15 protein-coding genes and 1 pseudogene are annotated in these 22,406 nt (G+C 62.3%); 5 read left to right on the plus strand and 11 right to left on the minus strand.

The annotated features are described in order from the left end of the window. Positions 1–10: 10 nt before the first annotated feature. Together malK and DQ405_RS20595 are read right to left on the minus strand one after the other, a co-directional pair. Positions 11–1,127: pseudogene (gene malK / locus DQ405_RS20590) on the minus strand (maltose/maltodextrin ABC transporter ATP-binding protein MalK). A 56-nt stretch (positions 1,128–1,183) separates the two neighbouring features. Beyond that, complete coding sequence (locus tag DQ405_RS20595; protein ID WP_168425899.1) at positions 1,184–2,803, minus strand: alpha-glucosidase; 1,620 nt, start codon at positions 2,801–2,803, stop codon at positions 1,184–1,186. Between the two features lie 360 nt (positions 2,804–3,163). Here DQ405_RS20595 and DQ405_RS20600 point away from each other — a divergent pair, with 360 nt between their 5' ends. After that, complete coding sequence (locus tag DQ405_RS20600) at positions 3,164–4,444, plus strand: hypothetical protein (RefSeq protein WP_168425900.1); 1,281 nt, start codon at positions 3,164–3,166, stop codon at positions 4,442–4,444. A 46-nt stretch (positions 4,445–4,490) separates the two neighbouring features. Here the strand turns inward: DQ405_RS20600 and DQ405_RS20605 are convergent, their stop codons facing one another. From DQ405_RS20605 to malE, 5 genes are all read right to left on the minus strand, one after another. Then, a complete protein-coding gene (locus tag DQ405_RS20605) occupies positions 4,491–5,042 on the minus strand; it encodes a sugar O-acetyltransferase (RefSeq protein ID WP_168425901.1) in 552 nt (183 codons plus the stop codon). A 77-nt stretch (positions 5,043–5,119) separates the two neighbouring features. After that, the gene (malT, locus tag DQ405_RS20610) at positions 5,120–7,864 is read right to left on the minus strand and encodes an HTH-type transcriptional regulator MalT (protein WP_168425902.1); all 2,745 of its coding nucleotides are present in this window, start codon (positions 7,862–7,864) and stop codon (positions 5,120–5,122) included. A 65-nt stretch (positions 7,865–7,929) separates the two neighbouring features. Further along, positions 7,930–8,820: a maltose ABC transporter permease MalG gene (gene malG, locus DQ405_RS20615; RefSeq protein ID WP_168425903.1), complete on the minus strand. Its 891-nt coding sequence runs from the start codon at positions 8,818–8,820 to the stop codon at positions 7,930–7,932. A gap of 11 nt (positions 8,821–8,831) precedes the next feature. Then, positions 8,832–10,370 carry a maltose ABC transporter permease MalF gene (gene malF / locus DQ405_RS20620; protein ID WP_446730902.1) on the minus strand — a complete coding sequence of 513 codons (1,539 nt, stop codon included), beginning with the start codon at positions 10,368–10,370 and terminating at the stop codon, positions 8,832–8,834. 94 nt (positions 10,371–10,464) lie between these two features. Beyond that, positions 10,465–11,652, minus strand: a complete 1,188-nt coding sequence (gene malE, locus DQ405_RS20625) for a maltose/maltodextrin ABC transporter substrate-binding protein MalE (RefSeq protein WP_168425905.1) — start codon at positions 11,650–11,652, stop codon at positions 10,465–10,467. Between the two features lie 260 nt (positions 11,653–11,912). On the opposite strand from malE, the gene DQ405_RS20630 reads away from it, so the two are divergent. Together DQ405_RS20630 and DQ405_RS20635 are read left to right on the plus strand one after the other, a co-directional pair. After that, the gene (locus DQ405_RS20630) at positions 11,913–13,979 is read left to right on the plus strand and encodes an alpha-amylase (RefSeq protein ID WP_168425906.1); all 2,067 of its coding nucleotides are present in this window, start codon (positions 11,913–11,915) and stop codon (positions 13,977–13,979) included. A gap of 24 nt (positions 13,980–14,003) precedes the next feature. Continuing rightward, on the plus strand, positions 14,004–15,071 hold the full coding sequence (locus tag DQ405_RS20635) for a hypothetical protein (RefSeq protein ID WP_168425907.1): 1,068 nt from the start codon (positions 14,004–14,006) through the stop codon (positions 15,069–15,071). 70 nt (positions 15,072–15,141) lie between these two features. On the opposite strand, the gene DQ405_RS20640 is transcribed toward DQ405_RS20635, so the two are convergent. Beyond that, on the minus strand, positions 15,142–16,815 hold the full coding sequence (locus DQ405_RS20640; RefSeq protein WP_168425908.1) for a glucan 1,4-alpha-maltotetraohydrolase domain-containing protein: 1,674 nt from the start codon (positions 16,813–16,815) through the stop codon (positions 15,142–15,144). A 421-nt stretch (positions 16,816–17,236) separates the two neighbouring features. Between DQ405_RS20640 and DQ405_RS20645 the strand changes: the two genes are divergently transcribed. Continuing rightward, entirely contained in the window at positions 17,237–18,526 is a 1,290-nt protein-coding gene (locus DQ405_RS20645) for a maltoporin (RefSeq protein ID WP_168425909.1), read from the plus strand. Positions 18,527–18,671: 145 nt separating this feature from the next. Continuing rightward, positions 18,672–19,595, plus strand: coding sequence for a MalM family protein (locus DQ405_RS20650; protein ID WP_168425910.1), 924 nt, complete (start codon positions 18,672–18,674; stop codon positions 19,593–19,595). 21 nt (positions 19,596–19,616) lie between these two features. On the opposite strand, the gene DQ405_RS20655 is transcribed toward DQ405_RS20650, so the two are convergent. The 3 genes from DQ405_RS20655 to DQ405_RS20665 form a co-directional block, all read right to left on the minus strand. After that, complete coding sequence (locus tag DQ405_RS20655; protein ID WP_168425911.1) at positions 19,617–21,494, minus strand: MFS transporter; 1,878 nt, start codon at positions 21,492–21,494, stop codon at positions 19,617–19,619. A gap of 97 nt (positions 21,495–21,591) precedes the next feature. Continuing rightward, on the minus strand, positions 21,592–21,918 hold the full coding sequence (locus DQ405_RS20660; RefSeq protein ID WP_168425912.1) for an AzlD domain-containing protein: 327 nt from the start codon (positions 21,916–21,918) through the stop codon (positions 21,592–21,594). After that, positions 21,900–22,406 (minus strand): AzlC family ABC transporter permease (locus DQ405_RS20665; RefSeq protein ID WP_446730901.1); only part of this gene is annotated, 507 nt, incomplete at its 5' end. The genes DQ405_RS20665 and DQ405_RS20660, both read right to left, overlap by 19 nt.

Here is a 22,406-nt window from a genome sequence, read left to right on the forward strand (position 1 = left end):
TGCCGTGTCATCAGCCGTGCAGCGCAGGCTCGCGATAGTGTCGTGTGCAGGCTTCGCCATCAGCGCGAAACAGATGGCATTTGTTAGCCAGCAGGCCGATAGCGAATTCCTGGCCTTCTGCGACACGACGATTACCATCGCTGGCCACCGCCACCATCGCTTCAACGCCCTCTAGATTCAGGTGCAGCAAGTTGTGATCGCCAAGCCGCTCAGCCACCGCAATCTCGCCGTTGAAGACGAAATCCGCCTGCTCAGGATCGACGAAATGCTCAGGCCGAACACCGAGCGTCAACGCATCACCCGGTTTGATCTGCCTACCATCCACCGCTACCCGCATGGCGCTGCCGCCAGGCATCTCGACCTCGACCGAGTCGGCATCCGCACCTAACACGCGAACCGGCAGAAAATTCATTTGCGGCGAGCCGATAAAGCCGGCCACGAACTGGTTCGTCGGGTAGTGATACAGCTCCAGCGGCGGCCCGATCTGGGCGATGCGCCCAGCATTGAGCACGACGATCTTGTCGGCCAGGGTCATGGCCTCGACCTGATCATGGGTCACGTAGATCATGGTCGCCTTGAGGCGCTGATGCAGGCGCGAGATTTCGATGCGCATCTGCACGCGGAGAAAGGCATCGAGGTTCGACAATGGCTCGTCGAAGAGAAACACCTTGGGTTCGCGCACCATGGTCCGGCCGATCGCCACGCGCTGGCGCTGCCCACCGGAGAGATCCTTGGGCTTGCGGTCGAGCATTTGGTCGAGCTGCAGGATCTTCGCCACCGAGTCCACTCGGCGACGAAATCTCGCCTTTGTCGATTTTCGCCAGCTTCAGGCCGAACGCCATGTTTTCCGCGACACTCATATGCGGATAAAGCGCGTAGGACTGAAACACCATCCCCACCGAGCGATCCATCGGCGGCAGTTCGTTGACCCGTTCGCCGTCGATCTGCAGCTCGCCGTCAGTGACGTCCTCGAGGCCGGCAATCAGCCGCAGCAGGGTCGACTTGCCGCAGCCGGACGGGCCGACGAACACCACGAACTCACCATCAGCGATATCCAGATCGATACCGCAGGTGATGGGCACCTCGTCGTAGCTCTTGCAGATATTCCGCAGGGTTACGCTGGCCATTGTTGTTGTTCTCCTTCAAGCAACCGCCGCGACGACGCGCGGCGGGGTCCGCGGGGTCATCCGAGCCGACGAGCGAATCCGAATCCATGAGCGGGCAAGTGTACGCCGTGACCGTCAAAAACCGCGGTCGCCGAGGGCACATCGAGCCCTTCGACCGGTGCCGACAGATCAAAGTGCCGCGCGCTATCGCCCATATTGAACAGGCATACCCATACCTCGTCATCCAGCCGACGCTCGTACACCAGTAGCGCCTCATCATCGTAGACGGTGCGCATGCTACCTTCGATCAGCAGGCGTTGATCCTGACGCCAGGCGAGGAAACGTCGATATATGTTGAGCATGGAGTCCGGCTCCGGCTCTTGTGCAGCTACCGACAGCGGCAGGTGCTGATCGGCCAATGGTAACCAGGGCTGCTCGCGGCTGAAGCCACCGTGCTGGTCCTGGTCGTGCCAGGGCATCGGCGTGCGGCAACCATCGCGACCTTTGAACTCGGGCCAGAAGCGGATGCCGTAGGGGTCGACCAATTGCTCGAATTGCAACTCGGCTTCATCCAGACCCAGCTCTTCGCCCTGATAGAGGCAGACACTGCCGCGCATGCTCAGCAGCATCGCCATGAACATCCGTCCGCGGGCATGATCCGGCTGATTGGCCAGCGCCCAACGGCTCATGACCCGGACCACATCGTGGTTGCCGATCGACCAGCACGGCCAACCATCCACCAGCTCGCGCTCCACACTGTCGATGGTGTGGCGCAGAAAGCCCGGACTGCACTGCTCGGTAAGCAGATCGAACGAATAGGCCATATGCAGCGTATCGCTGCCGCCGGTGTACGCCGCCATGGTGCGCAACGAATGGTCACAGCCAATCTCAGCCACAGTCGCACTGCCCGGGTAGCGCTCGAGCAACTGCCGAATGCGGCGCAGAAAGTCGAGGTTCTCTGGCTGGGTCTTGTCGTAGATGTGCTTCTGAAACGCGTAGGGATTATCGGCGCGCACACCAATGCTGCCTTCGCGAATGTCATGGTTCGGCGGGTTGTCACGCAACTCGCGGTCGTGGAAATAGAAGTTCGCCGCGTCCAGGCGGAAGCCGTCGACACCCAGCTTGAGCCAGAACTCCATGTCGTCGAGCAGCTGCTGCTGCACCGCTTCGCAGTGGAAGTTGAGGTCAGGCTGGCTGGAGAGAAAATTGTGCAGGTAATACTGCTTGCGGCGGCTGTCCCAGGTCCAGGCCGGCCCGCCGAACACGGAAAGCCAGTTATTGGGCGCAGTGCCGTCATCTTTCGCATCGGCCCAGACGTACCAGTCCGCCTTGGGGTTGTCGCGACTGGAACGGCTTTCCTTGAACCAGGCGTGCTGGTCCGAGGAGTGGTTGAGCACCTGGTCGATGAGGATGCGAATGCCGCGCGCATGGGCCACGTCGATGACCTGTTTGAAGTCTTCCAGCGTGCCAAACAACGGGTCCACGCCACGGTAGTCGGAGACGTCGTAACCGAAGTCTTTCATGGGCGAGGTGAAGAACGGCGATAGCCAGATGGCGTCGACGTTCAGGCTGGCGATGTAGTCGATCTTCTCGACCACACCGAGCAGATCGCCAACTCCGTCGCCATTGCTGTCATAGAAGCTGCGCGGGTAAACCTGATAAATGACGCCGCCGCGCCACCAGTCATTGCGATTCATACAACCAACCTTCGATGTTTGGGGGGAACACGCCGCCACTCTAGGTGCGTCAACCCGCCGCAACATCCTCCCGACCATGGATTACCGAGGCGTAAGGACCGGGCGTAGAGACGGGCCGAACGGGGGGCGTAGTGCCGCCAACTGGCTAGTCGAGGCCCGCCACCCGATCGCTGTTGGCATGCCGCCTTTCGCCATAAAACCGTCAATCAACAAGCGAATCGACACTTATCTGTCACGAGGAAGTTATAGGATCGGTTCAGTTCCAGGACTGACACTGCAGTAGCTGCTGCGCTGAGCAGGCTTCCCGCGCCGCCGCACCAGTCAGGAGCGACACGCATCCACCCTTCATGGAGAGACCTCATGTTCAAGTGCAAGCCCCTCGCAGCCGCCATCATTGCGATCCTGGCCACTCAGGCCTACGCCGACGACAACAGCGCAGAACAGAACCAGTCCGGTGCCGATAACATTGCCGAAGTCACCCAGACCGGCGGTCAGGACAACCTGTCCTATCAGTCGCAGATCGGCGACAACAACGATGCTATGGTCACCCAGAATCAGGCCACGCTGTCGGATGCCGTCCAGACCCAGACTGGCACTCTGAACCGTGCAGACATCGTGCAGAACTCGACCGAGCAGAGCGAAGCGATCCAGCTGCAAGACGGCGACAACCATGACGCGAGCATCGTCCAGAACGATTCCTTCGGTGCCAGCGCTCGCCAGTACCAGGCAGGCAGCTACAACACCGCCATCACCGAACAGACCGCCGCTGATCTGAGCACTGCCGTGACTGATCAGGAAGGCAACGACAACTTTGCCGAAACCATCCAGAGCAACACTGAATCGAGCGTTTCGGAGCAGCGTCAGGTCGGCAACGACAACATCTCGCTGGTGTGGCAGGAAGGCGGCGCGGGCAATGACGCGATCGTCACTCAGGAAGGTAACGGTAATGACGCGGCCGTTTACCAGGTCAATGCTTTCGATTCGAGCGCCGAAATCAATCAGCAAGGGGATTTGCAGGTTGCATCAGTGAGCCAGGAAGGATCGGACCACTCGGCCAGCATCCAGTCCATCGGCATGATGAACGAGGCCTACATCGACCAGAGCGGTTCGCTGCAGACCGCCTCGATCTACCAGGACGGCGTATCCAACAGCGCGGATATCTTTCAGGCTGGCGAAAGCAACAGCGCCACCACCGAACAGACCGGCGACAACAACTACATCACCGTCGACCAACTCGATGGCAGCTTCCAGACGGCTTCGCTGCAGCAGACTGGTGAGTACAACGAAGCCTACGTCACCCAGCAAGGCGCTGATCATCTGATCGACTTTGCTCAGGATGGCACCGACAACCTGCTCACCGCCAGCCAGACCGGCAATGGCAACGAGCTGACAGGTTCGAGCTATGGCGACAACAACCGCGTGGATGTGGTGCAGGACGGCGACCTCAACGTCGCCGACATCCAGCAGATCTACGGCTCGGACAACGAAGTCAGCCTGACGCAGACCGGCGAAGGTCATCTGGCTCAAGTGCTGCAGGGTGGCACTGCCAACCAGGCGATCCTCGACCAGAGCGGCATGGGCAACGCTGCGATGGTGTCGCAGATGGGCTCGGGCAACATGGCCATCGTCACCCAGCAGTAAGCGGTACCGGCGGCCGGCCTAGCGCCGGCTGCCACTCCTCCTGCCGCTATCGGCGGCTACGGGCCGGATTACCCACCACGGTCGCACCCGCCGCAACATCTCGAGTCACCACACTGCCCGCCCCGATCACAGCGTCGTCGCCGATGGTCACGCCCGGCAGGATAATGGCACCCCCACCAATCCAGACGTGCTCACCGATCACCACCGGACGCCCGAATTCGAGGCCGCTACGGCGCTCTTGTGCATCACGCGGATGGTCGGCGGCGTAGATCTGCACGGCTGGCCCGATCTGCGTGCCGGTACCGATGCGTACCTCAGCCACGTCCAGAATCACGCAGTTAAAGTTGAAAAACACATCGTCACCCAAGTGGATGTTGTAGCCGTAATCACAGTGAAACGGCGGCCGCACCACTGCGCCCTCTCCTACGCTTCCCAGCAGTTCCTTCAGCAAGGCCCGGCGCAGCGCCGGTGTTTCGGCGAGCGCTGCGTTATAGCGCACCATCCAGGCTTTGGCCGCGGCCTGATCGGCTTGCAACTCGGGGTCGCCTGGCCGGTACAGTTCGCCGGTCAGCATCTTCTGTTTTTCAGTCATCGGCATGTCTGGCTCCCGCGGGACATAAAAAGCATCCGGCCGTGGACCTGCCGGATGCGCAATCGCTCAGGCAATACGCTCCGCTATTCGCCCTGGATCTTGCTCAACAGGCTGCGCGCCAACTGCACGGCCTCGTTGCGATGGGTGATGTTGAGCTTCTGATACAGGCTGCGGATATGCGTCTTGATGGTGGTCGGCGCGACGTTGAGGTGTTCGGCGATCTGCTCGTTGGATTGTCCGGCATGGATCAGGCTGAGCACCTGCCATTCGCGCCGTGTCAGTGGCGAATGCCGGATCAGCTCGGGCACATCGGGGCGATTGATGATGTCCTGAATCACCGCTTCGTCGAGGGTGATGCGGATCGCCCGGCTGAAATCGCGCTGCTGCTGCGCCAGTTGGATCACGCGATCGGCGCGCTGGGCCTCGAGTTCGTCGAGCGGGCGCTCATGCTGCAATGCCTTGAGCATGACGATGATCAGCTTGCCGATGCGCAGGAAGCTGCCGATGGCGCCCGTGCTGCTGGCCAGTGTCAGCGCCAACTGCAGATGGTCCAGCGCCTGTTGGCGCTCCTCGCGCTGCCAATGCAGCTGCGCGAGAAGAATGTGGTTGCGGTTCAGATCCATGATCAGGCCGTGCTGCTCCGCCTCGATCTGCAGCTGCCTGAGGATCGGCAGCGCCTTGTCCGCCTGCTTCAAGGACAGATACGCACGCGCGTGATTACGGCCGTTGTACTGGGCGAAGTGGTTGAGGCCGCGTTCGAGAGCCGGTGCGGTGAGCAACCACTGCTGGATGGCCGTCTTGTCCTGGGTCGAATCCCAGTAGCTGAGCATGACCGCATGAGCATTGGCCAGCCAATCGACGTGATAGTTATCACCGGCAAGCATGCTCTGGATTTTGCCGATGTAATCGGCGCACGCGCTCTGCTGGCCACGTGCATGGGCGACGCCGGCGAGCAGCGCGTAGCATTGCAGCAGCCAGCGATCCCCTACGTCTTCCAGAATCTGAATGCCTTGCAAGGCACATTGCTCGGCTGCATCCAGGTGGTGCCATTCGAGCAATACCTGGCCGCGCACCCGGTAGATGAATTCCATGATCGGCGTGGCCTGGAGGTCGGCCTGCTCGACGTACTGAATCGCCCGTTCCTGGAGCGAATAGGCCTTCTGCAGATAGCCTTGAGCGATGGCGATTTCCGACAACTGCCCAAGGTTCCAGACCACCAGATGCGAGGCGCGAATGTCCCGGGCGCGGCGCTCTGCCTCCTCGTACTGCTGTTGCGCCTGGGGCAACAGCCCTTGGACGAAGTGCGCTTCAGCCAGACCCGACAGTGCCGCCACCTTGGAGGTGCGCATGATCAAGGGCTCGCGGATCAGCGCTTCACGGGCCAGGGCGATCGCCTGCTGTTCATCGCCACGGTTCATCGCCACCTGCGCGCGCACGGCATTGAATTCACCGACGATGCGCGCCCACTCCTCGTCCGAACAGCTGTGCTGCAACGCCTGCTCGCCGGCCTTGAACCACCGCTCGACCTGATCGAACTGATAAGAGTTCTGCGACACCCAGGCCTGCAACAGGGTGAACAGCGGCGACCCGGCGATGACCTGGTCCGGCAGTGTTTCCAGGCACTGCTGCAACAGCCCCAGCCGACCCTGACGGTAGAACTGCCGACCATGGCGCTCCAGCACCTCGCCGACCCGTATCGGGCACCCCGCCTGCACGGCATGCCGTGCGGCCTCTTCTGGCATGCTCTCGGCCATCAGCGCCTCGGCGGCGCGTAGATGAAGATCCGACATTCGCTGCGGCTGGTGAGTGCTCAGTTCGCCCTGGAGGAAAATCGCAAACAGCGGATGGTAGGCGTACCACTGCCGCAGACTGTCGAGCGGCTGGACGAACAAGCCACTGCGCTCGAGCTGCTCGAGCATGTCGCGGGCATTGCTGCCCTGGGTGAGCCGATTGGCCAAAGGCGCGTTGAAGCGATCCAGCAGACAGGTGGCCTGGAGGAACGCGAGCGTCGCCGAGCCCAGCTGGCTCATCACCTGTTCGCGCATATAGTCGCGGATATAGGGATGACCGAGCTGCAGGTTCTCCAGAAACAGGTCCATGCCACGGCCGGTCTGCACTTCCTGCAGGGCCAGCTGCAGTGCACAGGGCCAGCCACCGATACGCCGGTTGAGGCGTTCGACTTGTTCGCGGTTGACGGTCACCGGCAGGCCCAGATTGAGCAGGGCCTCCACTTCGTCGGTTTCGAACGCCAGATGCGGCGCATCCACCGTCAGCAATTGATGTTTGACGCGCAGATCGGCCACCCCGAGCTCGGGCAGGCCGCGACTACAGACAAGAAGGGTCAACCAGGCCGGCATGTTCCGCAGGAAGAATCGCAGCGCCGCGATGACCTCCGCGTTGTTCAACGTTTCGAAATCGTCCAGTACCAGCAGCAAGGGTTCGTGGTCCGCCGGCAGCTCCGCCAGCAGGTAGGTGAGCAGGGTGTCGAATGCCTCACCGCCCTGCTTCGCCAGCAACAAACTGCGCGGGCAACCCGCTTCCAGCTGCGCATCGATGACATGCAGCAGGTAGCGACCGAGCTGACGGGCATCGTTATCGCCAGGGTGAAGCTGCAACCAGGCGACCCGGCCGTCAAAGGCGCGCGCCCATTGACAGGCCAGCGTGGTCTTGCCAAAGCCACTGGGTGCGTGCAGCACCGCCAGACGCACGTCGCCGAGGCGCTGGAACCACTCATCCAGCCGTAGGCGCACCAGCAAACCGCTTGGCATCGGCGGCATGCTCAGCTTTGCCGGTATCAGCGGCAAAGGCTCAGGTATTGCGGCGTTCATGGTCGTCTCCCGTGGTCCATTCCCTGTTCCGGTGTCGTGACGCATCTTGGCGACGCGACGACGCGCTAACCCTTCACCCCACCGGCGGTCAAACCGCCCACAATCCACTTCTGGCAATACAGGAACACCACGGTTATCGGCAGGCCGGAGAGCACCGCCGCGGCCGCGAAGTCGCCCCAGAGGTAGTTCTGGTCGTAAAGGTATTGCTGGGCACCGACCGATAGCGTGAGTTTGTCCACGTCCATCAACAGCACCGACGCAATCGGGTACTCGGTGATGCTGGTGATGAACGCGAGGATAAACACCACCGCCAGGATCGGCACGCTCATCGGCAGCAGGATGTACACGAACGCCTGCCAGGTGGTGGCGCCGTCGACGATGGCAGCCTCTTCCAGCGAGCCGTCGATGCTTTCGAAGTAGCCCTTGATGGTCCAGATATGCAGCGCCATGCCACCCAACGAGGCGATGATCACCGCGCCGTGGGTATTCACGCCGAGCCAGCTGACGTGCTCGCCAAGCTGATCGAACAAGGCGTAGATGGCCACCAGCGTGAGCACCGGTGGGAACATCTGGAAGATCAGCATGCCCTTGAGGATCGGCCCCTTGCCGCCGAAACGCAGCCGGGCGAAGGCATAGGCGCTGGTGGTCGAGAGCATGAGAATCAGCAACGAACTGATCAGGGCGATCTTCACCGAGTTCCACAGCCATGTAAGCACCGGGAATGGCGGGTTGCTGACGGCCCCGTTCTCATGGACGTAGGGAATGCCCAGCGCCAGCGACCAGTGCTCCAGCGTCGGACTTTCCGGAAACAGGCTGCCGGTGGCGAAGTTGCCCTCGCGGAAGGAGATCGACACCACCATCAGCAGCGGGAACACGATCAGCGCGACAAAGCCGAGCAGCGCCGCATGGGTCATCCAGATGCGGTATTTGACGGATTTCGGTTGAACCATGGCCATACGGATATTCCTCAGACCTTGACCTTGGAAAGCTTCAGGTTCAGCCAGGCCATGGCGCCAACGACGATGAAGATCAGCGTGGCAATGGCGGCAGCCAGGGCGAAGTTCTGCCCCGAGTCCTGAAAAGCGATGCGGTAGGTGTAGCTGACGAGCAGATCGGTCGTCCCTGCTGGCGTGGTGGTGCCGAGGATGTCGGGACCGCCGCGGGTGAGCAGCGTGATCAGCACGAAGTTGTTGAAGTTGAACGCGAAGCTCGCAATCAGCAGCGGTGCCAGCGGCTTGATCAGCAGCGGCAGGGTGATTTTCAGCAGATTGTCCAGCGGCGTCGCGCCGTCCATTGCCGAGGCTTCGTAGAGATCACGTGGAATCGCCTGCAAAAGGCCCATGCACAACAGCAGCATGTAGGGGTAACCGAGCCAGGTGTTCACCAGCAGGATCATGCTGCGCGCCAGGGTCGGATCGCTGAACCAGGCCGGACGCATGCCGAACAGGCTGTCGAGCATCAGATTGATCTCGCCGAAGCTCTGGTTGAACAAGCCTTTGAACACCAGGATCGAGATGAACGCCGGCACCGCGTACGGCAGAATCAGCATCAGCCGGTAGAACGCCTTGCCGCGCACCATCTCCCATTGCAGCAAACTGGCCAGGACCAGCCCTACTGCGAGCGTGAAGACCACTGTCAACGCGGCGAAACACACCGTCCAGACGAAGATCTGCAGGAACGGCCCGCGGATCTTCGGATCGGTCAGTACCTTGGCGAAATTGCTCCCGCCGGCATACACCGTATAGCCCGGCGCGACCCGCTGGCCCTCCGCGTCGACATAAAAGCCGATCTCGTCGTTCGCGATCAGGTGCTCGCCAGTCTGGTTGTTGATGAGCGAGCCATCTTCCTGCCGGCGATACAAGGGTTCGACCGCTGCCACTTCGCGCAGGCCATACAGACGCAGCAACTGGCCGTCGTTGCCGCGCAACACCCATTGTTCGAGCTGGTTGCGCAGACGGATCACCTCGCGCAGCGGCAAGGCCTTGCCCAGGTCAGCCACCTCACCGACCGGGCTCAGATCCAGTGGCTCGTCTGGCTGCGGCTCGCCTTGCAGCGGCGCGGACACCCAGACACCCTGCTCGCCCTTGTCGACGCTCAAGCGCATTTCGCCGTCAGCATTCTGATGCAGGCTGAAGCCGAAGCGTTCGCCCGCCAGATAGGTCTGGCTGAGGTGATAATGCTGCGCCTGCTCGAAGCTCAGCAGGTTAGTGCCGCTGTAGTTGGTAAAGCCGATCCCTACGGTGTACAGCAGCGGGAAGATGACGAAAATCAGCATCCCGGCCACGGCCGGAAAGATGTAGCGATGGGCGTAGGCGCGGCGATTGACGAAGACGAAACTGGCGATCCCGGCAATCACCAGTCCGAGCAGGGCGAACACGGTTTGACCCTGGGCGTAGAGCGCAACGATCAGGTACAGCGCGAAGGCATTGCAGACCAACCATATCCCCCAGCGCATCGCGGCTGGCAACCTGGGGATGGACAGCTTCGGCACGGCGCGACGGGGCATTTCGACGGGAACATTCACGGCAGACATCGGGATCTGGGCCTCAAGGCGCGCAGCCGAAGACGCAGGCGTCCCCGGCTGCGGCTGCGGGTTGTCGTTACTTGACGATGCGTTTGGCGGCGTCATCCAGGGCGGCATCCACGTTTTGGCGACCGGACGTAATGTTCGTCAGGGCAGGCTCCATGGCCGACCAGAACACGCCCATCTGCGGAATGTTCGGCATCGGACGGCCCTGCTCGGCGCTTTCGAACGTGGCCTTGATCAGCGGATCGTCGGACAGCTCGGCCATGAATTCTTTGTTCACCACCGCGCCCAGCGGCACGTCGGCGTTCACGGCTTTCAGCCCCTCGACCTGAAGCAGATAGTTCTCCAGGAATTCGACCGCCAGCGCCTGATTCGGGCTGGCCGCGTTGAGGGTCGCCGCCATCACGCCGGAGAAAGGCTTACTCGGGCTTTCACCCACCGCAGGGATCGGCGCCACGCCGAAGTCGATGCCGCTCTTGCGGATGTTCGACCAGGCCCAGGGTCCGCTGATGAACATCGCCGATTCGCCCTTGTTGAAGGCCGCTTCGGCGGCGCTGTAATCGGCGCCCTTGGGCATCACGCCCTGGTCGATCAGCTCCTTGAGCACCATGGCGCCCTGCTTGGCGCCCTCGTTGTTGACGCCGGTCTGGCTGACGTCATACCCCGAGCCGGTATCAGCGAAAGCAAAGCCGCCATTGGCCGCCAGCAAGGCCCAGGTGAAGTAGGTGTTGTTGTAATCCCAGAGAATCGCGCGCTTGCCGTTGGCGGCGAGGTCCTTGTGGATCGTCAAGACATCGTCGAAGGTCTTCGGTGGGGTCGGCACAAGTGCCTTGTTGTAGATCAGCGCGGGCGCTTCCACGGCCATGGGATAACCCCACTGCTTGCCGTTGTAGCTCACTGCTTCCCAGGCAAAATCGGCCACTTCGGCTTGGGTCTTGCTGCTAGGGGTGACTGGAGAAATCAGCCCACTCTGCGCCCACTCGCCAAGGCGATCATGGGCCCAAATGAAAATGTCCGGCCCGTTGCCGGTGGCCGCCGCCTGTTGAAACTTATCAGTGGCGGCGTCTGGATGGGCGACTTCAACTGGAATGCCGGTCTCTTCGGTGAATTTCTCGCCGACTTTGGCCAGTCCCTTGTAGCCCTTGTCACCGTTTATCCAGACGACCAGCTTGCCTTCTTCGATGGCGGCCTGGACGGACAGCGGCAGGCTCAAGGTTGCGGATAGACCGATCGCGGCCGCTGCAAACAGCTTTTTATTCATCTTGGTATTTCCTCGTGGCTTCTTATTTTTGATCCACAACGTTCTGCTTGCCGTCGGGCGGTCTCGCAGAGCATTCATACTCGCCCTGCCCGTGGCCTAAAACATCCTCCTCCGGGGGAGGAAGAGGGGCGTAGAAGCAGGGCGTAGTTTTGTCTTCGCGCTGTGTTCGCGCAGCGCTCGAATCGCCCTTTCTCAGCCTGCACGACGCGGTGAAAACAGGCTTGAATAGCGCCATCTTCCCCGCCTAGCCGGAGCCGGACATGCGCCCTCTGCCGCCCCTTAGTCCATCTATCCTAGCCCTTTGTTTCGGTCTGCTCGCACCCGTTGTGCAAGCAGAACCACAAGTCCCTATCCGACTTGACGGTCAGCTGCTGCAGCCGGCCTGGAAAACCCTGGCTGATGATCGCTTCGCGGCCGAGCTGGAGCTGCCGACAGGCATCTTGCAGTTAGGCGATGACGCGGCTGAACGTGAGCCACTCAAACCCTTCCAGCGGCACGAACTGAAGCCCGGCAGCCGCCTGGATTTCAAGGTGGTGAAACCGGGCCGCTACCGCCTGCTGGTGCAAACCGGCGACGACGCCAATCTGCGACTGGTTCCGATCCGCCAGACCAATGAGCCCCCGGAACAGGCCTGTCGTCCATGGAACGGCAACGCCGTACAGGTCCCGGTTGCCGGTGTGTTCGAGAACGGCCAGCAGTTGCGCGACGCCTACAGCGGCAACACGGCCATCGTGCAGCACGGCAAGGTCGAACTGACGCCGGCACCGGACAGCAACGGCTTGCTGTTGCTCGAAGCGGCTGACGCGCCATCAGAGCAGCCTCGCGACTGGCGCAACGCGACCGTCTATTTCGCCCTCACCGACCGTTTTGCCAACGGCGACCCGAGCAACGACCGCAGCTATGGCCGGGCGCCTGACGGCGCGCAAGAGATCGGCACCTTCCACGGGGGCGATCTCAAAGGCCTGACCGGCAAGCTCGACTATCTCGCCAAGCTGGGCGTCGATGCGCTGTGGATTAGCGCACCCTACGAACAGATCCATGGTTGGGTCGGTGGCGGCGACAAAGGCGACTTCCGTCACTACGCCTACCACGGCTATTACGCGCTGGATTACACCCAGCTGGACGCCAACATGGGCAGCGAGGCCGACCTGCGCGAACTCATCGCCGGCGCCCATGCGCGGGGGATTCGCGTGTTGTTCGATGTGGTGCTCAACCACGCCGGCTATTCGACCCTGGCCGATATGCAAGGCTACGGGTTCGGCGCATTGCGCGAAGGCATGGCGCAATACCTGCCCGAACGCTGGACGGCCTGGCAGCCGGAGCCGTACGAAAACCTGCACGCCTACCACAACCTGATCGACTACGATCACCCCGCCTGGTCCCGCTGGTGGGGCAAGGATTGGGTACGCGCGGGCATCGCCGACTACCCTGCTCCGCCGAGCGTACTGGTGGATCCGCTGAAGGGCTCATTGGCTTTCTTGCCAGACTTTCGCACCGAGGCAGACACGCCGGTCGGCCTGCCGGAATTTCTTCGCCATAAGCAGCCGACCCGCGCCGTCGAGCGTGACAACTACCGGGTGCGCGATTACCTCACTGAATGGTTGACCAACTGGGTGCGCGAATTCGGCGTCGACGGCTTTCGTGCCGACACTGTCATGCATGTCGAACCGGAAGCCTGGGCACAGCTGCGGCAGCAGGCCGACCAGGCGCGCAGAGATTGGGCAAAAGCCAATCCGGATGACCCGATGGCGAGCGAGCCGTTTTGGATGGTGGGTGAAGTATTCGGTCACGGGCCGGAGACCAGCGACTATCAGGCCAACGGCTTCGATGCGCTGATCAACTTTGCCTTCCAGCAGGAGGTTGCCGGCGTGGCCAGTGATTGCCTGCGCCGCGCGGAGAAGAGCTACCTGCACTACGCCAAGCTGTTGGCTGACAATCCGGGGCACAACTTCATGAGCTACGCGTCCTCCCACGACACATCACTGTTCACAGCGCAGCACGACGGCGATCTGCTACGCCAGCATGGCCTCGCCAGCGTCTTGCTGCTGAGCCCCGGCGCGGTGCAGATCTACTATGGCGACGAAAGCGCGCGGGCCTTCGGCCCTACCGGTTCCGACCCCTATCAGGGCACGCGTTCGGACATGAACTGGGACGATCACGCCAGACCGGAGATCACCGCGTTGATCGAGCACTGGCAGCGTCTCGGCCAATTCCGTGCCCGCCATCCGGCCGTAGGCGCGGGGAGTCATCGGCAACTGTCCGAATCGCCTTACGCCTTCGTTCGCCAGCATGGCGACGACCGGATCATCGTCGTACAGGCCCGCTGAGCCGCCAATCGTTGAGGATTCGCCATGACACCTGAACAACATCGCCACGCCGCGCAGCTGGCTTTCGTCGCCAGCGGTGCGGAACTGGAAATCGGCACACCTGACGATTGCCCTTTTCCGCTGGATCAGCTTGTTTCCACGCAGGGTGACGAGCCTTACGTGCGCGAGCGTTTCAGCGCGGGGCTGACCGCACACGTTTATCGCCTCCATGCGGGCGGACAGGACTGGACCCTCAAGCGTGCCCGCGCCCAATGCAAGGTGCAGAACGTCGATGGGCAGACCAGTTTTCTCAACGAAATTCAGCGGCGCGCCGATCTACGCGAGCTCAAGCGCGACCCGCTGCTTGGCGAGCGGCTGAGCGCCATCGTCGACACCCGCTATGCCAGCTTTCGCCACGGCGTGCTGCTCTCTCCCTGGATCGAAGGTACGCCCATCCAGGCCTGGGACGAGCGCCAGCTCGTGCAACTGTTCGATACGCTGGTGGCGTTACTGCTAGGCGGCCTGTTCGAGTGGGACCTGTGCCCGGGCAACACCCTCGACGATGGCCAGGTGCGACTGTTCGACTTCGGCTATATGTACCGCTTCGACCCGCTGCGCGAGTTCAACAGCAACGGCACCTCGATGCCACAATTCCACGCCGCAGAACGCTTCGAGACCCGCCAGTATTTCGGCCATTTACTGGAGCTGGAACAGCATGGTGACCAGCTTGCGCTCAATGCTTTTGCGTCGGAGAAGCGCATCGCCATCGATGCCTACCAACGTTTGCGCGCAGAACTCGCAAGCCGCGGCGCCACGTCTGCTGTGCTCGACTGGCTGGACGGCATCATCGCCACCTGGCGGCACGCCTTGGTCAGCTGTCCCGAACAGCTGTACCTGCAGGAAGCCTGGCGGTCGCATTGGCTAGACCTGCACGACGACCTCAGCGGTCAGACCTGTACGCCCTCGACGCTGGCGCGTATCGGCTGGCTGGAACGCACGGTGCGCGAGCGTCATTCGGACCTGCAGAGCCTGGTCGCAGTCCCCGCCCGAAACCCCTTATTGCACCAACTAAGGGAGGCTCGCCACCTGGCTCAGCGCTGGCAGGTGGTTTGATACCCGACGCCCCTGTCCCGCTGCTAACAAACGGAACCGGGCCCGAACGGGCCCGGCAAGCCAAGCCCCGCTAGAAGCTGCCGACGGTGGTTACGCCCGATGCGCTGGTCAGGCTGTTGTTGCCACCCGGTTGCCAGCTCTTGACCTGGGTCGGATCAGCTTCGCTGCGCACGATGCACTTCCACTCCACGGCTCGCCCGGCCGGCAGACTGATCGAGCCTTTCCAGGTCGGGTAATTGCTGACGTCAGTCAGTCGCACGGCATTCGCCGGGCTCCAGCTGCCGAGCTGGGCCAGGCTGCCCACTGCATAGACGCTATCGCCAGGCTGGGTGATGCCGTTGTCGCAGCGGAAGTTGACGCTGACCATGGTGCCATCGCCACCGCCGTCGCCTTCATCGCCACCGGTGCTGCCGGTGGTCCAGATGCGCAGCTGGCCGTCCTGATTCAACGCCTGGCTGAAGCTGCCGCTGCTGACCTCGGCAGGGCTGCTCAGATTCGAACCCAAGGCCATGACCAGAGTCTGCGCTGTGCCCCGTACGGTCGCCACGAGGCCGGAATAGCCACTGTGAAACTCGATCGCCGAATCAGCCCGCACACCCGCAGCACGACGGATCTGGATCAGCTGACGAATCAGCGGACCGTGCCCCCAGTCGTACATGTGCGACCAGTACACGACGGGTGTACCGGGGCTCGCGAGTATGTAGGCGTAGGCTTGACGCACCAGATCGTCACGCAGCGCCCAGTGATGCTGGCCTCCGTTCTGGCCGGGTGAATAGCCGGTATCGTGATTGTCGACAAAGGTCACCGCCACCTCGCGCCAGCGCGGATCGGGGTTGCCGTTGAGGCCGTTCTTCCAGTCGGCGATGGAGCCGTTCTGCATGCGCTCCTTCAGCGCGAAGTCGAACACCGGGCACTTGGCGCGATCGGACCAATCCTTGATCACCTGCTGCCAACTGGCCGTATTGCGCCAATCCCAGCTCGGGTATTCGGCCGGTGCCTTCCAGAGCTCGCCCACGCAAAAGGCGTTGTCATGCGCCGCTCCCATCCAGCTGTCGACCCGCTCACCGGCGTAACCGCGGACGAAATCGAAGCGGAAACCGCCGGCACCGTAGTTGCTGCGCAGGTTGGCGAACTCGTCGCGGAACATCCCGTAGACCTGCGGGTTGGCGGTGTTGAGGTCGGCATCGCCACCCATAAAACGGTCGCCATCGTCGCAATCGTTGGGGTAATTGCCGGGATCGGCGCAATCGTTGCGCCAGAATCCCTGCCCGGCCGGCAGATTGATTTCCTTGTCCGGGTAACCTCGGTTCATGTGGTTGGGTACCGCGTCGTAGAGCACCTTCACCTGGGCGTTGTTGAGCGCCCCGGCCGCCTGTTTGAGCTGAGTATCACTGCCGTAGCGGCCATTCTTATTGAAGTCGTGCCAGAAGTAGCCCTCCCCGCCGCCGGAGTTGGCGCCGTCGCTCCAGCTGGAAAAATCGCGCCAGGGTACCGGCATCCAGATCGCGCTGAAGCCATCAGCAGCAATGGTTGGCGCCATGTCGCGCAGGGTGTTGTACCAGTTGTTGGGCGATTCGCGGATCACGTTCCAGTGGAAACCCTGGAGGATGATTTCGTCACCCCCGTGGTAACGAACACCGCCCGGACTCTTGCCGGCGAGATCGGCTGCGTGAACGCCACTAAGCGTCAGCAGCAAGGAGGACACCGCCAAGGCCAGGCGGGCAGGAAGCAAGGGATGTTTCATCGAAGTAGCTCCACTTTTGTAATTGTTGTGAGCACCCGACAGCGGCCACCGGATTCCCGGTCGACCGGGCGCAGACAGTGACGCGAACGCCACCGCCCGGGCCAGACTGCCGCGTCATCCGGCCATGCCATACCTCCCCGAGGGGTTTTTCTCGGGCTTAGTGGCCAGGCGTAATGCGCACCGCCCCTTTCGCAGGCCGCCCTCCTCCCTCGCTACGCCCTGCCGCTCCGCCTCGAAAAAATCTTGCCGGGAGGATGTTGCGAACATCGCCGATCCGCAGGCTTTCGTTCAGCGCCAGCTCGATCCGCACTCCACCGGGCCGATGCAGGCGTCACGGCTCGCAGTACCTCGTCGGCCGTGCCTGACCGGCCGTACCGCGCCGGCCGCTCCCGACCAACAAAAAGAACAAAGGACTTTCGCGATGAACCGGCAACAATCCGTACGTCTTCTGCAACCCACCCTGCTCTGCGCTGCCCTGCTGGCGGCCATGCCGAGCCATGCGGTGGATTTTCATGGCTATATGCGCTCCGGCGTCGGTGCCACCGCCGGCGGCGGTGATCAGGCCTGCTTTCAGGCCGCGGGGGCGCCAGCCAAATATCGCCTCGGCAACGAGTGCGAAACCTATGCCGAGATCGGCCTGGGTCAGGAAGTGTGGAAGGAAGGCGAACAGAGCTTCTACGTCGACAGCATGATCGCCTACAACTCGCGTCAGGCTAACGACTGGGAAGCGACCCGCACCGATACCAACGGCGACGCCAACAACCCCTTCGATGAAGGCGGGGACGTCGCGATCCGTCAGTTCAACGTGGTCGGCCACAACCTGATCGCGAGCCTACCGGGCGCCGATATCTGGGCCGGAAAGCGCTACTACAAGCGTCACGACGTGCACATCAACGATTACTACTACTGGGACGTATCCGGTCCGGGCGCCGGCATCGAGGATATCGACCTGGGCTTCGCCAAGGCCAGCATCGCCTGGATCCGCAACACCGACGGTGATTGGACCTACCAGGGTTCGGGTACCGGGACCAACATCGCCAACGATACCCTCGACTTCCGTCTGGCCGAGATCGACGTCAACCCCAACGGAAAGCTCGAGATCGGCTACGACTACGGGAAGGCCAACCTCACCGACGAGCAGGAAAGCGACCCGGGCTACACCGATCAGAAAGGTCACCTGGTCACCCTCGAACACACCCAGGCCAGCTGGTTCGGCGGCTACAACAAGTTGGCGGTTCAGTACGGCACCGACGGCATCATCGGCAGCAGCGGTCGAAACAGCACCGGTAACAGCGATGGCGACATGCTCCGCCTGGTCAACCAGGGCGTCGTCGGCATCACCGACACCATCGAGATGATGTACGTGCAGATCTATGAAGATCGCGATTTCGACAACGATTCCGGCCAGAAATGGCTCTCCTTCGGCGTGCGCCCGGTCTACAAGTGGACCGACACCATGAGCACCGCGCTGGAGTTCGGCTACGACCGCGTCGACCCGCAGGCCGACGGCGAGCGCAGCCGTGATCTGAAGAAGCTCACCCTCGCTCAGCAGTGGTCAGCCGGTCGCAGCTTCTGGGCACGCCCACAGATTCGTGTATTTGCCACCTACGCCCAGTGGGACGGTGGCCGCTACCAGGCTGCCAGCGAATCCATCGACGCCGGCGACGACGACGGCCTGACCTTCGGCGTGCAGGCCGAGGCCTGGTGGTAGCGCCTGAGACCGGCGTGGCGCGGTAATCCTCCGCTGCGCCCGTCGACTGCACTGCTCGACTTCCGCTCCCACCGTTCCGGCGGTGTTTTTACCCCGACCGTGGCTGGTCGGGGTCTTTTTTCGATTGGCGACTGGAGTTGCCCTTATGAGCAATCTGAGACTTCCCCTGCTTGGCCTCGCCGTGCTGCTGACTGCCGGCTGCGGCAGTGATCCCCTGCGCCGGGTCGATGCCCTGGCGCATACGCCCGCGCCGCTGGAGCAATCGGTAACCAGCGCGCATCAGGCATTGGCAGATGCATCGATCTGCTGCGACGCGATCGCTGACTTTCCGTTCCAGCCGATTCCCGTGACCTTCAGCGGTGACGTGACGCTGGATGCCACGGCCCCGGCCTACCGCTTCGACAGCGGCAAGAGCTTCTTCCGGGCCTTCGCCCTACCCAAGGGCAGCAAGTCTTTCGAGATTCGCCTCTACAGCCAGGCCGGCAAGACGGTGCTGGCCCCCAGCGCCATGCTGCTCGACAGCAACTTGCGCCCCACGCGCATCCTCGATGCCGACGACTTCATCTATGCTCCCGCCGCCGGCCTGAAGGGCGACAGCCTGGATGCGCGCCTACGCGTCGATCGCACCTACCTGGATAACCCCGGCAACGAGTATTACCTGGTGCTCTATGCCAACGAAGGCCAGCTATCGGGCCAGACCACCCTGGAACACCCCGCCAAGGCATATGCCAAGGCGCTGGGCAACGAGCCGCCGAGTCTGCCCGACCCGGTTGCGCAGCATTCACCCACCGGTGTGATCAAGATGGTGTTGATCGAAGACAAGGCCGCGGGGCAGCAGGCCAACACCTACGTACCCGCATATAGCACCGGTCGCGAAATGGGTAACGATCTGCCTTCCGTGCCCGCCCCTGCGGTGCTGCCGGAAACCCAGGCCTACTACCGCCAGGGCATCGATGCGGCTTTGGCCAGCAAAGACTTGGAACGTGCCTTACGCCTGGCCGACGAAGCCGCACGGATCGGTGACGCCAGCGCCAAGGCGTATTTGCTGGAACGCATCGAGATCAAGTAGAGGCGACGTGGCGACCTGCGCTTAGCGGCGGTCGCCACGCAGCAGACTGACCTGCGCCTGCAGCTGCTGACGATTGGCCTCGTTCGCGGCGACGGGGGCGCTGGCGATCAGGTCGACCCGGGACCAGATCCGGCGGAAGAAGCCTTTGTTCGGATCGCGACTGAAAAAACTTCCCCATAAACCGCGCAGCGCCATGGGCACCACCGGCACCGGATTCGCCTCAAGAATGCGCTCGACCCCAGCCTTGAACTCGTTCATCTCGCCATCGGTGGTGAGCTTGCCTTCAGGAAAGATGCACACCACTTCGCCGTTGCTCAGGTAGCGACCGATGCGCTCGAACGCCTCGCTGTAGATGGTTTCGTCTTCATGTCGAGCAGCGATAGGCACCGCGCCCGCGGTCCGAAAGATAAAGTTCAGTACCGGGATACGGAAGATCTTGTAGTACATAACGAAACGCACGGGCCGGCGCACGGCACCGGCGATCAGCAGCGCATCAACGAAGGACACATGGTTGCAGACCAGCACTGCTGGGCCTTCCTCGGGGATCGCGTCGAGGCCCTGCTGGCGTACCCGATACATCGAATGGCCGAGCAGCCAGACCAGAAACCGCATGCTGAATTCGGGAACGATGCTGAAGATGTAGGCGCTTACCGCCACGTTCATCAGCGATACCACGAGGAACAGCTGGGGAATCGACAGCCCGGCGACGCTCAACAGCAAGATGGCGACCAGCGCCGAGGCGACCATCAGCAGCGCATTGAGAATGTTGTTTGCCGCCACCACCCGCGCCCGCTCTTGCTCCGCCGTGCGCGACTGAATCAGCGCATACAGCGGCACGATGTAGAACCCACCGAACACACCGATCCCCAGCACCGACCCGAGGATCCACCAGGCCTGACCGAACCCCAGCAATCCCAACCAGTCATGCGGCATCGCGCCCTGCGGAAAGCCACCGGAATGCCACCACAACAATAGGCCGAACAGCGTCAGGCCGAAGGAGCCGAACGGCACCAGCCCGATTTCCACCTTGTGCCCGGAGAGCCGCTCGCAGAGCAGCGAACCAAGGGCGATACCCACCGAAAAGACCGTCAAGATCAGCGTGACGACGGTTTCATCGCCGTGCAGCAGATCTTTCGAATAGGCCGGAATCTGGGTCAGGTAGGTCGCGCCGAGAAACCAGAACCACGAGTTACCGATCAGCGAGCGCGACACCGAAAGGCGCTGCCCCAGCCCCAGGCGCAAGATCGCACCGGTCTGACGAAACAGGTTCCAGTCCATCTGCAGGGATGGCAAAGAGGCGCCCGTCGCGGGCACTCCGCGGCTGGCGAGATAACCGGCGATGGCCACCAGCACCACGCTGGCAGCGATCAGCTGAGCATAGCCCTCGCTGGCCATCATCACCCCGGCGGTAATGGTCCCGGCGAGAATCGCCAGAAAGGTGCCCATTTCCACCAGCGCGTTACCACCGACCAGCTCGTGATCCTCGAGCAGCTTGGGCAGCACCGAATATTTGACCGGACCGAACAGCGCCGATTGGGTGCCCATGCAGAACAGCACGGCCAGCAGCAAGGGCAGGTTGCCCAACAGCATGCCCGCCCCGCCGGCAAGCATGATGAAGATCTCGCCGGCCTTGATCGCGCGGATCAACCGCTCTTTGGGATATTTCTCGCCCAGTTGCCCACCGAACGCGGAGAACAGAAAGAACGGCAGGATGAACAACAGCGCGCACAGATTGATCAGCAAGCTGGCATCGGCATTCGAGCCGATCTTGTAAAGGATCGCCAGGATCAACGCTTGCTTGAACAGATTGTCGTTGAAGGCACCTGACAGCTGGGTCAGGAAGAACGGCAGGAAACGCCGCTTGCCGAACAGGGTGAACTGCGAGTGGGGCTTGGTCATCGATCCGGTTCCATGGAGAGGACGTTGTTTGTTGGAGCGTGGCAGGCCACGGAAGGACACATCATGGTCGCTGTCGAGTGGCCTGCTGGGCGGTCCGTCACACTGGCAGCTGCCCGAACGCCCAGCGCAAGAGAAAGAAACACAACAACCCGCCGGCGATGGTCGCCAATAGGTTGCGGGTAACCGCCGCGATGAGAATCGCGAACAGCCCTCCAAGCAGGTAGGCGTTTTGCCAATCCAGCGCCCAGTGCCCTTCGGGCATCAGCATGCCGGGCACCACGATGGCGGTCAGCACGGCGACCGGCACGTAGTGCAACCCCTGCTCCACCAGTCGCGGGAAGCGCAGGTCAGGCCAGGCGAAAAAGCTGTAGCGAATCATGAAGGTGATCGCCAGCATGCCGAAAATTAGCAGCCAGGTTTGCATTGGCTCGCCTCCCCCTGACGACGCTCGGCCCGTTGCTCGAGCCAGACGCCAACGATGATGCCGGCCAGCGCCGCGGCGATCAGGCCCAGCTTGTACGGCAATTCCCAGGTCAGCAACGCCACAGCCGCGGCGACCAGGGCCGAAGCCACCTGCGGCCGGGTGCGCATCATCGGTACGGCGATGCCGACGAAGGTTGCGATCATGGCGAAATCCAGGCCCCAGCTGGCGATGTTCGGTACCGCCTGGCCAAACGCAATACCCGCCAGGGTTGCCAGTTGCCAGCTCAGGTACATCGTCAGCGCCGCCCCGAAGAAGAACCAATGCTTGTACGGCGAGGCATCGTCGCGGGCGTAGCGATGCTGGATGACAGCGAATGCCTCATCGGTCAGCCAAAAGGCCAAGGGCACTCGCCAGCGGCTCGACAGATGACGCACGAACGGCTGCAGCGCCGCGCTGTAGMGCTGTAGAGCGCATGGCGCAGGTTGACG

This window comes from Pseudomonas sp. SST3, from assembly GCF_003325755.1.